The sequence below is a fragment of the Paenibacillus sp. FSL K6-2862 genome (assembly GCF_038005125.1).
Classification (GTDB): Bacteria; Bacillota; Bacilli; order Paenibacillales; family Paenibacillaceae; genus Paenibacillus; species Paenibacillus illinoisensis_A.
Window position 1 is genome coordinate 5299579 of the sequence record NZ_JBBOSN010000001.1, and the last position, 18928, is coordinate 5318506.

Consider the following 18928-nt stretch of genomic DNA (forward strand, 5'->3'; position numbering starts at 1 on the left):
AGCGGCCGGATGGCATGCTTGCTCTCCATCCGACCCAGAAACATTAACCTTTCAGTTCCTTGATCCGGGCGATGACTTTATCCCGTTTATCCGAATAATCCGCTTGTTTGGCGCGTTCTTCCTCAATAACCTTGGCTGGTGCCTTGGCTACGAAGCCTTCATTCGCAAGCTTTTTCTCTACACGGAGTACTTCGCCTTCAAGGTTCTGCAACTCTTTCTCCAGGCGAGCCACTTCCTGCTCAATATCAATCAGTCCAGCCAGCGGCAAGTAAAGTTCAGCTCCCGTAATTACAGCACTCATGGCCTTATCCGGTGAACTCAGATCAAGTCCGCTGTCGAACTCGGATGTATTGCAGAATCGTTGAATGTAATGGCTGTTGCGTTCGATAATGCTGAATGTCTCGGCGCTGTTCGCTTTTACCATCAATTCAATCTTCTTGCTCATCGGCACGTTTACTTCTGCACGAATGTTACGTACGGCACGAATGGTATCCATGAGCAGGTTCATCTCGGCAACGGCTTCCGGATTCTCCAGCGCAGGATCATACACTGGCCAAGATGCAAGTGTAATCGTCTCGCCTTCATGAGGCAGATGCTGCCAGATCTCTTCCGAGATGTAAGGCATAAACGGGTGAATCAGGCGCATGGTGTGGTCCAGGACATAAGCGAGTACCGATTGTGTTTTTTTCTTGGCAATCGGATCTTCACCGTAGAAGGACAACTTGGAAAATTCAATATACCAGTCGCAGAGGTCATCCCAGATAAAGTTGTACAGCAATCGTCCTGTTTCACCAAATTCGTATGCTTCGATTAGACGCGTAATATCGCGGGAAGTTTCGTTCAGACGGTGAAGAATCCAATAATCGGCTGTTCCAAGCTCTCCGCTGATGTCGCGATCTTCGTAAGTAAAGCCTTCCAGATTCATCAGTGCGAAACGTGATGCATTCCAGATTTTGTTAGCAAAGTTACGTGCCTGTTCTACCCGTTCCCAGCGGAAACGAAGATCCTGGCCAGGCGTGCTGCTGGTGGAGATCATATAACGCATCGCGTCTGCACCGTATTTCTCAATAACATCCAGCGGATCCACACCGTTACCGAGTGATTTGGACATTTTGCGGCCATCCGCATCACGAACCAGACCATGCATCAGAACATCTTTGAATGGAATTTCGTCCGTGAACTCCAGAGCTGTGAAGATCATCCGTGCAACCCAGAAATAAATGATGTCATATCCGGTTACAAGTACACTTGTCGGATAGTAACGTTTCAGATCTTCAGTATCTTCAGGCCAGCCGAGCGTGGAGAAAGGCCACAATGCCGAACTGAACCACGTATCCAGAACATCTTCATCCTGTCTCAGCTTACGACCCGCGTACTCTGGCAGTGTTGTTGGATCTTCAGCCGATACAATAATTTCACCAGTCTCATCGTCGTACCAGGCAGGAATACGATGTCCCCACCACAACTGACGTGAGATACACCAGTCACGAACATTTTCGATCCAGTTCAAATACGTTTTCTCAAAACGATCCGGAACGAAGTTTACGCCTTCCCCGTTTTGCTGTTTTTGAATGGCTCTTTCGGCGAGAGGCTTCATCTCAACAAACCATTGTGTGGACAAATAAGGCTCAACCACAGCTCCCGTCCGTTCGCTGTGTCCAACCTGGTGTGTGTGATCCTCAATGTTGATCAAAACACCCAGTTCCTGCAAATCTGCAACGATCTGTTTGCGGCAGTCACTGCGATCCATACCCTGATATTTGCCTGCTTCCGCATTCATGGTACCTGTCTCATCCATTACTATGATCTGAGGCAGATTGTGGCGAAGACCCACTTCAAAGTCATTCGGATCATGTGCAGGCGTAATTTTTACAGCACCGCTTCCGAATTCCTTATCTACATAATCATCTGCAATAACCGGAATCTCCCGGCCAATGATTGGCAGGATCAGCGTTTTGCCAATCATGTCTGTATAACGTTCATCTTTTGGATGAACCGCAACTGCAGTATCACCGAGCATCGTCTCCGGACGAGTCGTTGCTACCGTAACATAACCGCTTCCGTCCTTAAGTGGGTATTTCAGATGATACAGGTGTCCCTGAACCTCTTTGTACTCAACCTCAATGTCAGACAATGCAGTACGGTTCACCGGATCCCAGTTAATAATGCGTTTGCCTCTGTAAATCAGGCCTTTTTCATATAGTTGAACAAACACTTTGCGCACCGCTTGGGAAAGCCCTTCATCGAGCGTGAAGCGTTCACGTGAATAATCCAGGGAGAGTCCCATTTTACCCCACTGCTGACGGATCGTTGTCGCGTATTGGTCTTTCCAATCCCAGACTTTATCCAGGAACTTCTCGCGTCCAAGATCATAGCGGGTCAAACCTTCTTCACGCAGCTTTTGCTCTACTTTGGTTTGAGTCGCAATACCTGCATGGTCGGAACCTGGGAGCCACAAAGCGTCATATCCTTGCATCCGTTTGGTTCGGATCAGAATATCCTGGAGTGTAAAATCCAGTGCATGCCCGATATGAAGCATACCGGTTACATTCGGGGGTGGAATTACAATGGTAAACGGTTCAGCATCCTTGCGCTGACCAGCCTTGAAATATCCACGTTCTGTCCAGATAGAATACCATTTCTGCTCCGCAGCTTTCGGATCATACGTAGTCGGCATTTCTGTTGCCGCTGATTTTTTTTCTTCAGACATGTGTCATTCCTCCGTTACTTAATCATCATCGCCAAAAAACAAAAAAACCTTTCATCCATCAAAGGACGAAAGGTTAGCTTTCGCGGTACCACCTTTGTTTCACGCAGCCAGAAAGAAACAGCATGCCTTTCTGAGGCTATCGTGACACTTCAAGCAGATAACGGCTGCTACCGGCCCATCCTACTTCAGGAACAAACAAATCACAATGACATGTTTCATCGTTCCTCATATTCAAACAGGCAACTCCCGGGCGACTTCGATCAGTAGGTTCCTGCGGAATTTCTCAGCGCTGCAATCCCGCTCTCTGAAAGGCCTTGCTGTCTACTACTCCCATTCGACGTTGTTCTTTAAAAAACCTAAACACATCATACCCTGACCGTGCCCGATAGTCAACCTGACAACAGCGGAAACGGGCGGCAGCCCTGCATCGTAAGCCAAAAAGCAGCAAAAACCCGCAATCCTTATTGGATTGCAGGTTGATATGGACGTTATTTTACAAGTCAGAGGTCAGGGGATGTATAGAATCTGCCCTTCTTCAACGACTTGTTCAGTTAAACGATTGTACAACTGGAGCTCCCGGGTACTCAATTGATAGCGGTCAGCAATGCTATCCAAGGTCTCTTCCCGCTGGACGATGCACAGTTTAACTTTGCGGAATGGTGTCTGATCCACAATCGTGCCCAAAAACAGGTTCTTCCACTGAACATCATCTGCCTGGTAGGCTTCTTCCTGTACGGAGCCAGCGACCGACTCGTCCTCCCGATCCGTTTCTGTATCCCGCACCGACCTACCCGAGGACAACAGTGACGAGATCCCCACCCCTTCTTCCTGTCTTGGTGAAGACTCCCTCTTGCTGCCAAACGCTACTTTGAGCTCTGGCTTGTCTTCTGTCTCAGCCACAGGTTCAGGAATGAACGAAACAGGCTCTGAAGATTCATCTGCATCCACTGCTCCCGGTGCAGAAGGTCTTTCCCCCTCGGCAGATTCCAGTTCAGACGCTGCAAACACATCCTGCCAATTCTCTGCTGGCTTCTCAGCCTCCGTCTGATCCTCCTGCGGTGAACCTGACCTGGAAGATTCGAAGTTCCAGACATTCGAAACAGCCAAGTCTTCCGATGGTTGTTGGTTCAGCTCCGTGTTTGTATGTAAGGTCTCCACGGAAGGCTCGGCCCAGACAGATGGTGATTCCTCAGCCAGAGGTAGCAATGGCTCTGACTCCGGATAAGAAGCCAACCGGTCTGCAGTCTCCGCCATAAAAGATGAGACGGGTGAAGGTGAGGCGGGTACTTCATTATCGGCTGCTTCATTCTCTTGGGTGATTAATGAAGGAGCGTTATCTTCAGCAGGTCTTTTCTGATATTCTTCTTCTTGATTCTCGAGCGTATCAGCATAGATCTGTTGCGGCGCGGGGGTTAACTGTTCTTCCGACTGCACGTCTTCTTCATAACGGATGCTTTCATCAGCGGCTTGCTGTGGATTCCCAGGGATTTCTGCTGCGTATAGAGAATCGGCCGTTAGAGGCAGACCTTCCTCTTCACTGCGCTGCAGCAGATATTCCTGAGCAAAAGTGTTCAACCCGGCATCTGCATCCTCTGCCTCCGGAGCGCGGTTAACCTGCTGCGGATCAGGCGAGTGTACCACAGTAAACTCTTCCGCTGACCAGGCCTGCGGCTCTTCAACAGGAAAGCCCTCAATGCCACGCAGTGACAACACACCTGTAATATTCAAGCTTCGGCTGGATAATAAATCCACATCAAAGTTTTCAATCTCAATCGAGATATCCTCAAGCGATCTTACCCGATTCAAGGGAACCGTGATCTCAACCGGAATAAAATGTTTCAGTTCCTCCGATATCTCGTTCTCTCCCCGATACGCACCTGTAAGTAAAAGATGGCCTCGCAACGTTGCATGATCATCCTGACCGATGACTTGAATACGCGGGTATAACTCAATTTCCTCCAGTTCCTCAATGGCAGGGACTCCCTCGGACAAATGAACGCGCTCATAAATATCGAACCGTAAACCATAAGGTTGATTCAACAAAGGTGGCGTCCTCCTTTCGGCATATGTTCACCATGATCCTTCTCATGGGACTGATCCATGGTCCAAATCCTTCGTTACCCCATCTATATGCCATCGATGAGATGAGCATGCCACCTTTGTTCAAAGCTTGCCTTTTTATTAGGTTGTTCGTTCCCGCTCGGCTAGCTGTTCCAAATCAGAAGGCCACGGATCTCGAACTTCAATCAGCGCTCCCGTGAGCGGATGATTAAATTTTAACACTTCACCATGAAGTGCCTGGCGCCCAATGGCATCAGGCTTTCCTCCATACAGCTGATCGCCAACAAGCGGGTGTCCAGCATAACTCAGATGCACTCTGATCTGATGCGTACGTCCTGTATCCAGTATTAAACGCACAAGTGTAGCACGCTCCCACACTTCTACAATCTCTACATGTGTTACTGCGTCCTGCCCACTCTCGGAAACGCGTCTGCGCTGCTTGTGATGCCTGTCCTTACCGATGGGCGCATCAATTTTGCTGCATTCCGGAGATACCTGCCCTTCAGCAATGGCTACATACTGACGCCCAATTTCTTTGCGACGCATTGCCTCATCCAATTTTGCCAGAGCAAAAGCATTCTTGGCATAGAGAACAGGGCCTGTGGTATCTTCATCGAGACGATGCACATGGCGCACGCTGGTGTCGATACCGTTGATCTCATAATAAGAGGCGACAGCGTGATCCAGCGTAATGGCATGATCGGCACGAGATCCATCCGGATGCAGCTTCATACCCGCAGGTTTATGTACAACCAGACTAAAATCATCCTCGTACAGCACCTCAATCTCTGCCCACCGGGGTTCAACATCAATGGGCTGAGATGCAAAAAGGGCCAGCCGAAGCCGGTCCCCTGCGAGTTGAATTCCGTGATTTGCCTTGAGCTGACGAAACAGCTTTTCTGGAAACGAAAGTTCAGTGAGCAGCCATTGCTCTGCCGCAAGCTGTCTGTCTGGACTGCCTGTTACCACTTTGCCTGGCATCAGCTCCAGCCATTCCCCACGACGCTTCCAACTTTTGATCGTCATAGAGATTGTAGAGCCTTGCGGTTTGCTTCAATCGTATCGTCAATATCCTGCTCTGTATGCACACCAGAGACGAACATGCCCTCAAATTGGGAAGGTGCCACGCTTACACCCTCATCAATCATTGCTGCAAAGTAGCGAACAAACTGATCCAAATTGCTTCCTTTGGCTATATCGTAATTGGTAACAGGTACACTGCTGAAGAACGGACATACCATGGAACCAACGCGATTGATCGTTACTGCAATACCCGCCTCTGCCGCATTCTTTTCGAAGCCAGCCTGCAAACGAGACGACAACGTCTCCAAACGATCATAGACTTCCGGTGTCAACAGTTTGAGGGTGGTATAGCCTGCTGCCATAGCCAGTGGGTTACCACTCAGTGTTCCCGCTTGATAGATCGGACCGGTTGGAGCGATCTGCTCCATCAGATCCCGACGACCACCATATGCTCCGACCGGAAGGCCGCCGCCGATAACTTTACCGAGACATGTCAGATCGGGCGTAACACCATATCGCCCCTGTGCACAGTTCAAGCCTACACGGAAACCGGTCATGACTTCATCAAAGATGAGCAGGCTGCCGTACTGGCTCGTCAGGCTGCGCAGACCTTCAAGAAAGCCCGCTGCCGGAGGTACAACGCCCATATTCCCAGCCACAGGCTCAACAATGACAGCAGCCAGCTCCTCACCAAAACGTTCAAAGGCAAGACTAACCGATTCCAGATCATTGTATGGCACAGTGATCGTATTGGTAGCAACCCCTTCAGGAACTCCAGGACTGTCTGGCAATCCAAGGGTAGCGACACCGGAGCCCGCTTTGATCAGCAAGCTGTCCGCATGTCCGTGATATGAACCTTCAAACTTCAGAATTTTGCTGCGGCCCGTTACACCGCGCGCCAATCTGATGGCACTCATGGTTGCTTCCGTACCCGAGTTGACCATCCGCACAATATCGATGGAAGGTACGCGTTCGCAAACAAGTTTAGCCATCTCGGTCTCCAGCAGCGTTGGAGCACCAAAGCTCGTTCCTTTCAGAGCTGTTTCACGCAGTGCTTCAACGACATCAGGATGGGCATGTCCCATAATAAGTGGTCCCCATGAGCCCACATAATCAATAAATACATTGCCATCAATATCGTAAATTTTGGACCCTTCTCCACGTTCTGCATAGATCGGGGTAAGTCCTACGGATTTGAATGCCCGAACGGGGCTGTTTACGCCTCCAGGTATGTACTGCTTGGCTTCCTCGAATGCGCTGCGTGAGCGCTCATCGTTTCGTCTTTTTCCTGATTGTGCAGTCATGAACATCCTCCTTAATATGAAGGCCCCGCTCCTTATATGAACAGTAAACTGATCTATACAAGCGACATAACAGGGTCGTGCAGGGCCTTGCTATATGTTGATCATTTGATAACGACGCTCTTAGCAAACGTGTAATTACATAGAACTATTACTTCTCAGCCAACCAGCGGGAGGCATCTTTTCCGTAATACGTAATGATCATATCCGCACCCGCGCGTTTCATGCTGAGCAGAATTTCCATGGCGACCTTTTTCTCATCAATCCAACCCTGTATTGCTGCAGCCTTCACCATGGCATACTCACCACTTACATTGTAGGCCACAAGCGGGAGGTCAAATTGATCCTTGATTGTGCGCATCACGTCCAGATAGGAGAGTGACGGTTTCACCATCAGCATGTCTGCTCCCTCAAGCACATCCGTTTCAGCTTCGCGCAGTGCCTCGCGGGCATTAGCCGGGTCCATCTGATATGATTTGCGATCTCCAAACTGTGGGGTGGAATCCGCTGCTTCACGGAAGGGACCATAAAAAGCAGATGCATATTTAACGGAGTATGACATGATTGGAATATGGCTGAAACCATTCTCATCCAGTCCTGCCCGAATGGCCTGAACGAATCCATCCATCATATTGGATGGGGCAATAATATCCGCGCCTGCTTTGGCTTGGGATACAGCTGTTTTCACTAGCAAATCCAGTGATTCATCATTCAGAACATCTCCGCAGATATGTCCGTCAACTTCCACGGTATGCACCATACCGCAGTGGCCGTGATCCGTAAATTCACACAGGCAGGTATCTGCCACAACCAGCAGGTTGGGATACCAGGACTTAATCAATTTCGTTGCTTCCTGCACAATACCATCTTCAGCGAAACCAGAAGAACCAATACTATCCTTTGTCTCAGGAATACCGAACAACAACACGGCCGGAATTCCCAGATCGGCAATCTCTTTTACCTCTTCCTGCAGACGGTCAAGAGAAAAACGGAATACGCCTGGCATAGATTTGATCTCGGATTTTACGTTTTCACCGTAAGTTACATAGATGGGCTGGATAAAATCATCCACGGTCAGATGAGTCTCTCTAACCATATTGCGGATGCCTGCGGATTGACGTAAGCGACGGTGTCGTATAATTGGGAAACTCATATAGATACATCCTCTCTTAGAGTAAAGTAGAGCAAAAAGGGAAGCGCGCCGGTATCCTAACGAATTCAGCACGCTTCATCAATCTGCATTTTGGTATATGGATACAATCTATTACAATAGCGATACAATTCCTAAATCAACGAGGCATAGCCCCTTCTGGAGAAGGCGTCCGTTTCCATTCAATCAGCGCAGAGATCATACTTTCGATCGTTGCTTCTGCGGCCATCAGTGTCACCTTCAACCCAGCCGCTTCTGCCGTCTTGGCAGTCACTGGCCCGATGCAAGCAACCTCGACATTTTTTAACAACGGTAATGGATCTTGGAGCCCCATCCGTTTAAGCATCTCCATGAAGTTCGTAACCGTTGAAGAGCTCGTGAACGTCACCGCGTGAATACCGCCTTCTTCCAGCAGCTTCAGAAGTTCATCATCATCCTCTCCCGCGAGTACGGTGTCATAGATGATCGCTTCCGTGACCTCAAGTCCGTGTTCCTTCAACTGGTCAGGCAACCAGGATCGTGCCAGATCACCGTGGGGAAGCAGCACTTTCTGACCTTTTTTCAGTTGACTCTCAAAAGCCTCCAGCATACCTTCCTGCTGAAAAGGCCCTTTGACCACTTCGGCAACAATACCGTGCTTGCGCAAGGCCTCGGCAGTTGTAGGTCCGACTGCAGCAACTCTTGCTTGATGCATGGCCCGGATATCCTTGCCTTGCTCTTCCAGGTGACGGAAGAAAAACTCCACACCGTTTACGCTCGTGAAAAATACCCAATCAAATGTATTTAACGCACCGAAGGCATCCTTGACACTTTGTTTTGCAGTTTCACTCGAAGGCATAACGGTTTCGATAACTGGAAACTCATACGGCTCACCACCAAGTTCCTCGATGCGGTTCACCAGTTCACTCGCCTGACTGCGAGCGCGCGTCACCAGAATTCGTTTACCGAACAACGGTAGTACCTCAGCCCATTTCAATTGCTCACGTTGATTCACCACTTCCCCCACAACAATGACTGCAGGCGGTTGGAAGTTGGCAGCAATGACCTTGGCTTCTATATTTTCAAGCGTACCCACAAGGGTATCCTGCTCAGCTCTTGTTCCCCAACGAACCAGTGCGACGGGTGTCTGTGCCGGACGGCCATGACGGATGAGCTGTTCACTAATATAGCCGATCTTGGCTACACCCATCATAAATACCAGTGTTCCCGTTGCGTTCGTTACTTTATCCCAATGAATGCTGCGATCCAGCTTGTCCGGGCTTTCATGCCCTGTAATAATGGAAATGGATGATGCATAATCGCGGTGAGTCACCGGTATTCCGGCATAAGCAGGCACACTTATGGCTGCGGTAACCCCAGGCACGATTTCAAAAGGAACGCCGTTTTTGTGCAGCAGGTCTGCCTCTTCTCCGACGCGTCCAAATATCGTTGGATCTCCGCCTTTCAGCCGAACAACCACTTTCCCCTCAAGGGCCAGATCGACGAGCAGCTGATTAATCTCTTCCTGTTTCATCGTGTGACGGTCAGGCCGCTTGCCTACGTAAATCTTCACTGCGCCAGGCTTCATCTGTTTCAACAATCTCGGACTGGCCAAACGATCATAGACTACAGCATCTGCTTTGCCGATAGACTCCCATCCTTTTACCGTTATCAGCTTAGCATCCCCTGGACCTGCTCCTACCAAAAAGACCTTTCCCACCATGTCCTCATCCCCTAACTTCTGCCAGTATCTGCTCTGCTCCCCGTTCAATCAATCTCCATGCTACTTCTTCTCCAAGACGTACCGGATCTGTTCCGGTCAGAGCTTCTTTAAGGATCAGTCCGCCATCCGGCGTACCAACCATACCCGTTAATTGTAACGTGTTTTGCCCATTCGGGGAATCTGTATCTTGCTGACGATTCCAGACGGCATGAGCACCGATAGGCACCTGACAGCCTCCATTCAATACACTGAGGAATTTACGTTCTGCCAAAACGGGAAAAGCAGTCTCCGGATCATTATACAGCTTCAACAGATGAAGCAGCTCCTCGTCGTCCTCACGGCATTCAATACCCAGTGCACCCTGGCCAACGGCAGGAAGGCAAGCCTCTTCGGACAGATACTCGGTAATCCGATCCTGCCAGCCCATTCGATATAATCCTGCAGCAGCTAAAATAATAGCATCGAGACCCTCCGTCTCCAGCTTGCGAAGACGTGAGTCAATGTTACCACGCAGGGATTCGAGCTGCAGATCCGGGCGGTATGCCTTTAACTGACTGGAACGACGGAGACTGCTTGTCCCCACTCTCGCCCCTTCCGGCAATTGATCCAAAGATAGCCCCCCATTGGAGATCAGGGCATCACGCGGATCGGCACGGCGCGGAACAGCACCATTGATTAATCCTTCCGGCAGTTCGGACGGCATATCCTTCATGCTGTGCACAGCCATATCAATGGTACGATCCAACATGGCCTGTTCGATCTCTTTGACAAACAGTCCTTTGCCACCGACTTTGGACAGCGTTACATCGAGAATCAAGTCTCCCTTCGTAACGATCTTATGTACTTCAAAGTCAAATGCTAAACCTTCCCGCTCACAAATGCTTCGTAAATCCTGAATTACATGTCCTGTCTGTGTCAAAGCCAGTGCGCTTTGTCTGCTTCCCACTTTAATTGTACGCATATCTACAGCTCCTCCTGATTACGGGATATCCAATTCCCGATTTCTTCTTCTGTCCACCACCGAAATTGCCCTGCACGGATATCCTCCAGCACATTCATTTCAGTCAACCGCCGCAGTAAAATGCTTCGTACACGCGGAGACGACACACGTGACTTCACTTGAATCCTCATCTGATGTAGAAATTCAATATACGTCTCGTATTCTTCGCCAAATTGCTGCTCCAGTGTAGACCGAATCTCTGCGGCAGCTGCCGGTCCTGCTCCAGCTGTTGAGATCGCAATGCTCAATCTTCCACGCCTGACTACACTGGGGGTGATGAAAGCACTGTTCTCGGAAGACATCGCATCATTCACCAGTATGCCCGCATCGTTAGCTTCCTGTACTACCTGTGCGTTGACTTCAACGTGATCCGTTGCTGCATATACGAGAAAGGCCCCCCGCAAATCACCTTTGCGGTAGGACCGGGCTATCCACTCAATTCGGGAATCCTGATGCAGTTGTTTCAGCTCCGATGTGATTTCCGGACTAAACACCTTAATATGCGCTTCGGCGTGTAGCAAACCTTTAATCTTACGTTCGGCAACACGTCCGCCCCCAACAACGCAGCAGGTTTTGCCTGAAGTATTTACATATAACGGCGTATAGCGATCCATAGTCCTCACTCCCCTGTCCAACGATGAAACGCTGAATACGCATTGGTTAAAAAGCTCATAATGACAAAACCATATCCAATCAATGTCCATCTTGCCATGATGATGTTGGAAAACTGTTTTCTCTGCTTAGAAACGAAATAACCGATATAGATCGCGATAGCGAGACCTGTTGCAATGACTTTCAGATCCAGAAGCAGATACCACCTGGTCTCAGCGACAATGGATAATACGGCCAGCACCACGGAGACGCCAAGTAACGGTGTTCCGATCAATGTTGCGCCATCCATGTATTTGCCAATGACTTCAAGACTCGGCATCCGCCGCATCGTATCATTCCATTTTTTGTTTTTCAATTTACGGTGCAGGAACAGATACAACATGGCGAAGACCGCAGCTACCGTGAGTGCTGCAAAGCCCAGATTTGCCAGCGTAATGTGCATGATCAGCAGCCCGTGAACGGTCTGCCAGTTATGCAGCGAGATCTCCCCAGCTGTAAACCACAATCGATTCAGTACGGTAACTGAGAAGCCCACAATATTCAATAGCAGGATGACAAATTCCGAACGCTGGACACGTATCATCCCCAGGGACATCAATACGATACTAAACGAAAAGATAAACAGAAAATCAAACGTTGTATAGATCGGAAAATGGCCCTCGGTCCACATTCGCAAAATCACATGAACGACCTGAAGCAGCCAGACAACAACAAGAAACCCTGTGCCCGTTCGCTTCGCCCCCGCATTCCGTCGAATGCAGTCCGAGAAATAGAACAGAAGGCTCAGGGCATACATATAGATCAGAGCTTCATAGATTTGTTCAGAAAGGGTCAAGCTGTTCACCCGCCCTTATACACTTGCCGGAGCATAAGCCGGCATTGCATCTTGCCGGTTGTCTTTAAGATGAACGGCGGCCGGTTTACCCAAGGCCGAGGCATCGCTTTGGTTTACTTTTTCTGCGGCCGTCTCCACTGCATCCTCCAAGGCAAAAATTTGGGTGAACATGCGTAGTGCTTCATCTCCATGCTTGCCGCCAGCCATTTCCTTGATCCGGTTGATCGGATCTGTCGTCATTTGATTCACGATGCTTTTGGTCAAACGACGGATAACCTTACGCTGATGTTCGTCGAGCTCAGGCAGTTTATTAAAGAGACTCTCCATCGTATCTTCATGAATGGAAGCTCCTTTCTCCTGCAATGCCCGAATCACCGGGCGAACACCTAATGTTTTGAGCCAGTGATAGTAGTCTTCCATCTCCAGTTCAATCATTTTTTCGATTTTGGCCGCTTCCACCTTGCGCATCTCCAGATTGCTCTCCACGATCCCTTCCAGATCATCAATATCATAAAGGAATACGTTGGATAACTCTCCGATGGCCGGATCAATATCCCGAGGAACCGCAATATCGATCAGGAATAATGGACGTGATTGACGACGCTTCATGCTCTCACGGACAACGGAAGCATCCAGAACATATCGCTCTGCACCTGTTGAACTGATGACAATATCAACCTCACTCAGTCTCTCCAAAGCCTGCTCCATCGTACAAGGGGTTCCCCTGAACTTGGCAGCGAGTTCCTGAGCCCTTGCAAGAGTTCTGTTCGCTACAATGACCTCTGAGGCTCCATTGGCGTACAGATGCTTGACCGTCAACTCACTCATTTTGCCCGCTCCAAGAATGAGTACCTTCTTGTCCGTAAACATGCCAAAAATACGTTTCCCCAGTTCAACAGCTGCGTAACTGACCGAGACTGCACTTTCTCCAATGGAAGTCTCCGAATGTGCTCTCTTGCCCAGAGTTACCGCCTGTTTGAACAACATGTTAAACCAGGTGCCTGTCGATTTCTCTTCCTGGGCAGTGAAAAAGGCCTGCTTCACCTGTCCAAGAATCTGTGTTTCACCAATCACCATGGAATCCAATCCGCAAATGACACGGAACAGATGGCGAATGGCTTGATCATCTTCATATATATATAAGTGTTGCGTAAATTCTTCCCGCGGAACATTAAACCATTGTTCCATAAACGTACGAATAAAATAACCACACATGTGAAGACGGTCTACCACAACATACAACTCGGTACGGTTACATGTGGCTACGATTACACCTTCCAATACACTCTTGGTCAGCTTGAGCTGCTGCAGCGCTTCAGACAAGTCTTTTTCTGCAAATGTGAATCGTTCCCTAACCTCTACAGGCGCCGTGCGATAATTCAAACCAACTACAACGATGTGCATTGCAAGTTCACCTGCCTAATAAATTTCCAATCAAAGTGTTTTCTACATATCTCCATCCATTTATGCTTGACATGGTTAATTATATCACACATCATGACCGCGACCGGGCCATTTTTATGAAATGTTTATGAAATCCCCATGTAGATTATCCAATGCATTGTCATTTATTGTAGTGTCTCACCAATCTTCTCCGTTATTCGTTCTTCAAAATATTAAAACAAATAGTCATGGAATAATTCCATGACTATTTATAATTCGGGATAATTGCTTCATTCCCCATATGTGAACATTGCTCATGTTTATCTACATCACTTAGACCAGTTCGATGGGTTGCATTGTCGGTGTTACGACCTGCAGTTCACCCAATCCACGCACCAGTTTCTTAGCGTACGTTTTCTCCGGTTTCAAAACGGATACCAGGTAGTCAATGGCCAGCTGTGGGTCTACCGTTTCACCACAAGTGTAGCAGTCAATCGCCGCAAACCCTCTCTCAGGATACGTATGAATGGAGAGATGGCTCTCTGACAATAGCACAAGCACTGTCGCTCCTTGTGGCTCAAACTGCTTGGATTGCACGGACATTACTGTCGCACCACATGCCTCTGCAGCTTCAACCAGTTGGGCTTGCAGATACTCTGCACTGTTCAGTAGATCAAAGTCGACACCCCAAACATCAACAGCAACGTGTCTTCCGAAAGTTGAATATTCCATCCTTCGTTTCCCCCTTCCTAGGAATAAAATGTTTGAAAATTTCATCCGCTAGGACCTACGTCATTCACTTCCCGAGGGAAAAACCTCTCGCAACATATAATGTCCTGAGTGAATCCTGGTTCCTATATTCTTTTCAACGAGAATAAAAATAACATCTATTTTAAAGGAATGCAACCCTTTTTTTACAGTTAAACAAATAAATTATTGCCAGCCTAAATGAACGCATTCTTCACAAAAAAATCCCCTTCGGGACCTGAACCGGCAAGTGCCGGTGATCAGACAATAAGGGGATGGATAAAGCATTTATAGTTGTACAAAGGGCGTCTTAAGGTTCGTTAAGCCTCAAGTTCAAAGAGCCGTTCTTGATGTCGAGCAAGTCTTGCATCAATCTGATGAAGCTCTTCAGGAGCTGATGTATGAATCCTAGTATCAAGAAGTGTGTCCACCTCTGCATATAATCGGTTAATTTCACGCTCAACATCCCGAGCCTGGAATTGACGCTGTAATTCAAGCAATGTGTTTTTGTATTCATAGATCAGGCGGGTATTTTCCCCGTTTTGTTCTACAATTTTACGAACAGAGCCTTGAGCATAAACATACGTCATGGTGAATTCTTCATAAATCCGATGAACAACGCCGTCACCCTTAAAGGTCATAAAGAGTTTTCGGACAACGTTGGTCAGATGATGGTTTACCAGACGGCAAGACAACTCACAGATGTAAAACCCTTTCTGACGGTCAAAGGGAAAATGAACTTCCTCTCCACTGACATCTGCAAGCACAATTTCCTGACAACCATTATCAAGCACCTTAATCCGGTGATGAATCCGGCCATCGTCCGACATGCGCAAAAACTGATGCATCTGGGGTTCTGACAATTTAAAAGTGGCATTAACATACTCTGTGGCTAACCGCTGAGCCATACAAATCTCCTCAATTCTTCCCGATTGTTTTGCCTTCCTGCTTATGGGCAGTCATCTCAAAATTCTTCAGGCCGGCAAAGCCGGTATTTTTGTTCCTGTGGCATAAACGCACCTACATTCATTATACACCACCGCTAAACCAATATGCTCCAGAACAAAACAGTGAATTCTCATAAAATCCCATGAAAATACGGATATAATCGATCATTCATTCTTTATTCAGCCAGCTTACTCACTTTTCCGCATTAACATGGCAGAATCTGTTGCTCATTCATTCACTTCGCTGATTTCTTCTGGTTCAGATTCGTCCGAAGCAAATTGTCCAATACCTGCGTGGCGTGTGATGATCTCCCATAATTCATCTTTACCCAGTCCTAATTCGGATGAAAACGGTACAAACAAGTCTCCTGGACGCAAATCGAGCGCTTGCTTAATGACTTTGATATGTTTGGCTCTGCGTGTCTTTGGAATCTTGTCCATTTTGGTTGCTACAACTACCAATGGCAATCCGTGATGGCGAAGCCATTCATTCATCATCTTGTCATCCTTGGAGGGTTCATGTCTCATATCTACCATTTGCATGACAAGCTTCAATTCCTTGCGGCCGAGCAGGTACTTCTCCATCATTTTACCCCAGGCAAAGCGCTGCTCTTTGGAAACTTTGGCGTAACCGTAACCCGGAAAATCGACAAAATATAAATCCTGATTAATTTTATAATAGTTCAGCTGCTGCGTTTTACCCGGTGTCGAACTTGTTCGTGCCAGATTTTTGCGGCTAATCAAACGATTAATCAGAGATGATTTGCCCACGTTTGAACGTCCCGCCAAAGCAATCTCCGGCAGGCCATCATCGGGATATTGTTCAGGCCTAACGGCACTGATAATAAATTCGGATTGGTTTACTTTCATCATATATCTATCCTCTCTGGATCTCTTGTTCTTGCATTAGAAGCCAATAAACGTATTATGCCTTGGATCATTGTTCTATCATACCAAAAAAACCGTTCCAGCGGACGCCGAAGCTTCCGCAGAACGGTTCATTCTTCATACGCTCCCTTGGTTAACCGGATCTACAGGTGAATTCCTGTCTGCTCCACGAGCGCATGCTGCAGCACCTGATCCATATGGGCTACTGGGACAAATTCCACATCTTCCTTGATGCTGTCCGGAATGTCCCGCAGGTCCCGTTCGTTATCCTTGGGCAATAATATTTTTTTGTAACCGGCGCGATGTGCTGCCAGTGATTTTTCCTTCAAACCGCCGATAGGCAACACGCGACCACGCAGCGTAATCTCACCCGTCATCGCAATGTCTTTCGACACATGTTTGTTCGTCAATGCAGAAATCAAAGCTGTAGCCATCGTAATTCCTGCAGAAGGTCCATCCTTAGGAATGGCTCCCTCAGGTACATGGATGTGGATATCATTCTTCTCATGGAAGTCAGCCGGAATGCCTAACTGGGCCGCCTTGGACCGGGTATAACTAAATGCTGCCTGAGCGGATTCCTTCATGACATCACCCAGTTTACCAGTTAATGTCAGTTTCCCTGTTCCAGGTACAACCGTGACCTCAATAACAAGCGTATCTCCACCTACTTCGGTCCATGCTAGCCCGGTTACGGTGCCAATCTGGTCTTCCAGTTCGGCCATGCCGTAACGGAACTTGCCAGGTCCAAGATAGTCCTTGATTTCATCCGGTGTGATAATGATCTGACCTTCCGCACCAGATACGATATTTTTAGCCGCTTTCCGGCATAGTGAAGCCATCTGCTGTTCCAGATTCCGCACGCCAGACTCGCGGGTATATTCACGAATAACACGGAGCAGGCTGGCATCGCCAATCTCCAGCTGTTCTTCTTCCAGACCATGATCACGCTTCTGCTTCGGCAGCAGATAGTTTTTGGCAATCTGAAGTTTCTCGATCTCCGTATACCCAGGAATATTGAGCATCTCCATCCGATCAAGCAGCGGACGAGGAATGTTGTGCACCGTATTGGCGGTTGTAACGAACATGACGTTGGATAAGTCAAAAGGCAGTTCCACAAAGTGATCGCTAAACGTACTATTCTGTTCAGGATCAAGTACCTCAAGCAGCGCTGCAGATGGATCCCCGCGGAAGTCAGATGCCATTTTGTCGATCTCGTCCAGCAGGAAGACGGGATTAAGTGAGCCTGCTGTTTTCATTCCCTGAATGATACGACCAGGCATGGCACCTACATACGTGCGACGGTGTCCACGAATTTCGGCTTCATCCCGCACGCCACCGAGGGAGATTCTTACAAACTCCCGGCCCAGCGATCTTGCGATCGAACGGGCAAGTGACGTTTTCCCCACCCCTGGAGGACCAACCAGGCAGAGAATTGGCCCTTTAAGCTTTTTGACAAGCTTCTGAACCGCCAAATATTCAAGCACACGCTCTTTAGGTTTTTCCAGACCATAATGATCGGCATTCAGCACATCTTCGGCTTTTTGAATATCCAGATCATCCTCTGTCATCTCGCTCCAAGGCAGAGCTAGCAGCCAATCCACATAGTTGCGAATGACCCCGCCCTCAGCGGAGCTGGCAGGCATTTTCTCCAGTCGGTCAATCTCTTTCTCGACCTTATCCTTGACCTTGTCCGGCAAGCCGAGTTCTTCCATCTGAGTCCGAAGCTCCTCGACCTCACCCGCACGGCCTTCTTTTTCACCCAGTTCTTTCTGGATCGCTTTCATCTGCTCACGCAAATAATATTCCTTCTGGGTTTTCTCCATCTGTTTCTTCACACGCTGGCTGATCTTGCGTTCAAGCTCCAGCACTTCACGCTCATTATTGAGAATGTCGAGAAGTTTCTCCAGACGTTCGCGAACGTCGATCGTCTCCAGAATTTCCTGTTTATCCTTGATCTTCAAGGACAGGTGACTCGTGATCACATCAGCCAATCGGCCGGGTTCTTCAATATCGGACACAGCGGCAAGTGTCTCGGGTGTTACCTTTTTGGACAGATTAATATAATTTTCGAACTGGTTCAGAACCGTACGCATCAGGGCATCCGTCTCCGGATGACTATTCTCTTCTTCAGGCAGTTCCTGTGCCAGCACTTCGTAATATTCCTCGTTGTCCGTATATTCAATGATTTCAGCCCGTTCCAAGCCCTCCACCAGAACACGAATCGTTCCGTTTGGAAGCTTCAGCATTTGTCTGACCTTGGCTACGGTTCCGATTCTGAAAATGTCCTCTTGTGTTGGTTCTTCAATATTTACCTCGGCTTGGGAACATAGGAGAATCAAATGTTCTTCTACCATCGCTTTTTCTAAAGCCTTGACCGATTTCTCCCGGCCCACATCGAGATGCAGTACCATACTCGGGTAGACGAGAAGTCCTCTTAAAGGCAGTAAAGGAAAACGACGACCTTTCGTTTTGCTCGGTCCCATCGCTTTCGCACCTCCAATGGCTCTCAGGTTGTAGTCATTCATTATTCTATCAAATGTTCACATAAAAAACCAATTGAAGGGAAGCG

At 48.3% G+C, this 18928-nt stretch carries 14 protein-coding genes and 1 other annotated feature; all 14 genes read right to left on the reverse strand.

What is annotated here, in order from left to right:
• Positions 1-43 precede the first annotated feature (43 nt).
• The 14 genes from MHB82_RS23960 to lon all read right to left on the reverse strand — a co-directional run bounded on the left by MHB82_RS23960 (position 44) and on the right by lon (position 18842).
• Positions 44-2710 carry a valine--tRNA ligase gene (locus tag MHB82_RS23960; protein WP_341176025.1) on the reverse strand — a complete coding sequence of 889 codons (2667 nt, stop codon included), beginning with the start codon at positions 2708-2710 and terminating at the stop codon, positions 44-46.
• A gap of 58 nt (positions 2711-2768) precedes the next feature.
• Positions 2769-3057, reverse strand: a binding site (T-box leader).
• A 160-nt stretch (positions 3058-3217) separates the two neighbouring features.
• Positions 3218-4753, reverse strand: coding sequence for a LysM peptidoglycan-binding domain-containing protein (locus MHB82_RS23965; protein WP_341176026.1), 1536 nt, complete (start codon positions 4751-4753; stop codon positions 3218-3220).
• Between the two features lie 138 nt (positions 4754-4891).
• Positions 4892-5797 (reverse strand): RluA family pseudouridine synthase, encoded by a 906-nt coding sequence (locus MHB82_RS23970; RefSeq protein ID WP_341176027.1) that lies wholly within the window; start codon positions 5795-5797, stop codon positions 4892-4894.
• Positions 5794-7098 (reverse strand): glutamate-1-semialdehyde 2,1-aminomutase, encoded by a 1305-nt coding sequence (gene hemL / locus MHB82_RS23975; RefSeq protein ID WP_341176028.1) that lies wholly within the window; start codon positions 7096-7098, stop codon positions 5794-5796. Before hemL ends, MHB82_RS23970 begins: the two co-directional genes overlap by 4 nt.
• A gap of 148 nt (positions 7099-7246) precedes the next feature.
• On the reverse strand, positions 7247-8248 hold the full coding sequence (gene hemB, locus MHB82_RS23980; RefSeq protein ID WP_341176029.1) for a porphobilinogen synthase: 1002 nt from the start codon (positions 8246-8248) through the stop codon (positions 7247-7249).
• Between the two features lie 136 nt (positions 8249-8384).
• Complete coding sequence (gene cobA / locus MHB82_RS23985; RefSeq protein WP_341176030.1) at positions 8385-9947, reverse strand: uroporphyrinogen-III C-methyltransferase; 1563 nt, start codon at positions 9945-9947, stop codon at positions 8385-8387.
• Between the two features lie 4 nt (positions 9948-9951).
• A complete protein-coding gene (gene hemC / locus MHB82_RS23990; protein WP_110822807.1) occupies positions 9952-10908 on the reverse strand; it encodes a hydroxymethylbilane synthase in 957 nt (318 codons plus the stop codon).
• A gap of 2 nt (positions 10909-10910) precedes the next feature.
• Positions 10911-11561 carry a precorrin-2 dehydrogenase/sirohydrochlorin ferrochelatase family protein gene (locus MHB82_RS23995; RefSeq protein ID WP_095361418.1) on the reverse strand — a complete coding sequence of 217 codons (651 nt, stop codon included), beginning with the start codon at positions 11559-11561 and terminating at the stop codon, positions 10911-10913.
• Positions 11562-11566: 5 nt separating this feature from the next.
• Positions 11567-12394, reverse strand: a complete 828-nt coding sequence (gene ccsA / locus MHB82_RS24000; RefSeq protein WP_375335150.1) for a cytochrome c biogenesis protein CcsA — start codon at positions 12392-12394, stop codon at positions 11567-11569.
• A gap of 15 nt (positions 12395-12409) precedes the next feature.
• Positions 12410-13798: a glutamyl-tRNA reductase gene (hemA, locus tag MHB82_RS24005; protein ID WP_095361417.1), complete on the reverse strand. Its 1389-nt coding sequence runs from the start codon at positions 13796-13798 to the stop codon at positions 12410-12412.
• A 312-nt stretch (positions 13799-14110) separates the two neighbouring features.
• Positions 14111-14509 (reverse strand): adenosylmethionine decarboxylase, encoded by a 399-nt coding sequence (gene speD, locus MHB82_RS24010; RefSeq protein WP_095293297.1) that lies wholly within the window; start codon positions 14507-14509, stop codon positions 14111-14113.
• A gap of 335 nt (positions 14510-14844) precedes the next feature.
• Positions 14845-15432, reverse strand: coding sequence for a non-ribosomal peptide synthetase module (locus MHB82_RS24015; RefSeq protein WP_341176031.1), 588 nt, complete (start codon positions 15430-15432; stop codon positions 14845-14847).
• Between the two features lie 267 nt (positions 15433-15699).
• Positions 15700-16341, reverse strand: a complete 642-nt coding sequence (gene yihA, locus MHB82_RS24020) for a ribosome biogenesis GTP-binding protein YihA/YsxC (protein ID WP_095361442.1) — start codon at positions 16339-16341, stop codon at positions 15700-15702.
• Between the two features lie 161 nt (positions 16342-16502).
• Positions 16503-18842 carry an endopeptidase La gene (gene lon, locus MHB82_RS24025; protein ID WP_341176689.1) on the reverse strand — a complete coding sequence of 780 codons (2340 nt, stop codon included), beginning with the start codon at positions 18840-18842 and terminating at the stop codon, positions 16503-16505.
• Positions 18843-18928 lie beyond the last annotated feature (86 nt).

Bases quoted from the DNA above. Each gene is read 5' to 3' on its own strand.
- MHB82_RS23960 (WP_341176025.1), bottom strand. From the start codon at position 2,710: ATGTCTGAAGAAAAAAAATCAGCGGCAACAGAAATGCCGACTACGTAT.
- MHB82_RS23970 (WP_341176027.1), bottom strand. From the start codon at position 5,797: ATGACGATCAAAAGTTGGAAGCGTCGTGGGGAATGGCTGGAGCTGATG.
- hemL (WP_341176028.1), bottom strand. From the start codon at position 7,098: ATGACTGCACAATCAGGAAAAAGACGAAACGATGAGCGCTCACGCAGC.
- hemB (WP_341176029.1), bottom strand. From the start codon at position 8,248: ATGAGTTTCCCAATTATACGACACCGTCGCTTACGTCAATCCGCAGGC.
- cobA (WP_341176030.1), bottom strand. From the start codon at position 9,947: ATGGTGGGAAAGGTCTTTTTGGTAGGAGCAGGTCCAGGGGATGCTAAG.
- hemC (WP_110822807.1), bottom strand. From the start codon at position 10,908: ATGCGTACAATTAAAGTGGGAAGCAGACAAAGCGCACTGGCTTTGACA.
- MHB82_RS23995 (WP_095361418.1), bottom strand. From the start codon at position 11,561: ATGGATCGCTATACGCCGTTATATGTAAATACTTCAGGCAAAACCTGC.
- hemA (WP_095361417.1), bottom strand. From the start codon at position 13,798: ATGCACATCGTTGTAGTTGGTTTGAATTATCGCACGGCGCCTGTAGAG.
- speD (WP_095293297.1), bottom strand. From the start codon at position 14,509: ATGGAATATTCAACTTTCGGAAGACACGTTGCTGTTGATGTTTGGGGT.
- MHB82_RS24015 (WP_341176031.1), bottom strand. From the start codon at position 15,432: ATGGCTCAGCGGTTAGCCACAGAGTATGTTAATGCCACTTTTAAATTG.
- yihA (WP_095361442.1), bottom strand. From the start codon at position 16,341: ATGAAAGTAAACCAATCCGAATTTATTATCAGTGCCGTTAGGCCTGAA.
- lon (WP_341176689.1), bottom strand. From the start codon at position 18,842: ATGGGACCGAGCAAAACGAAAGGTCGTCGTTTTCCTTTACTGCCTTTA.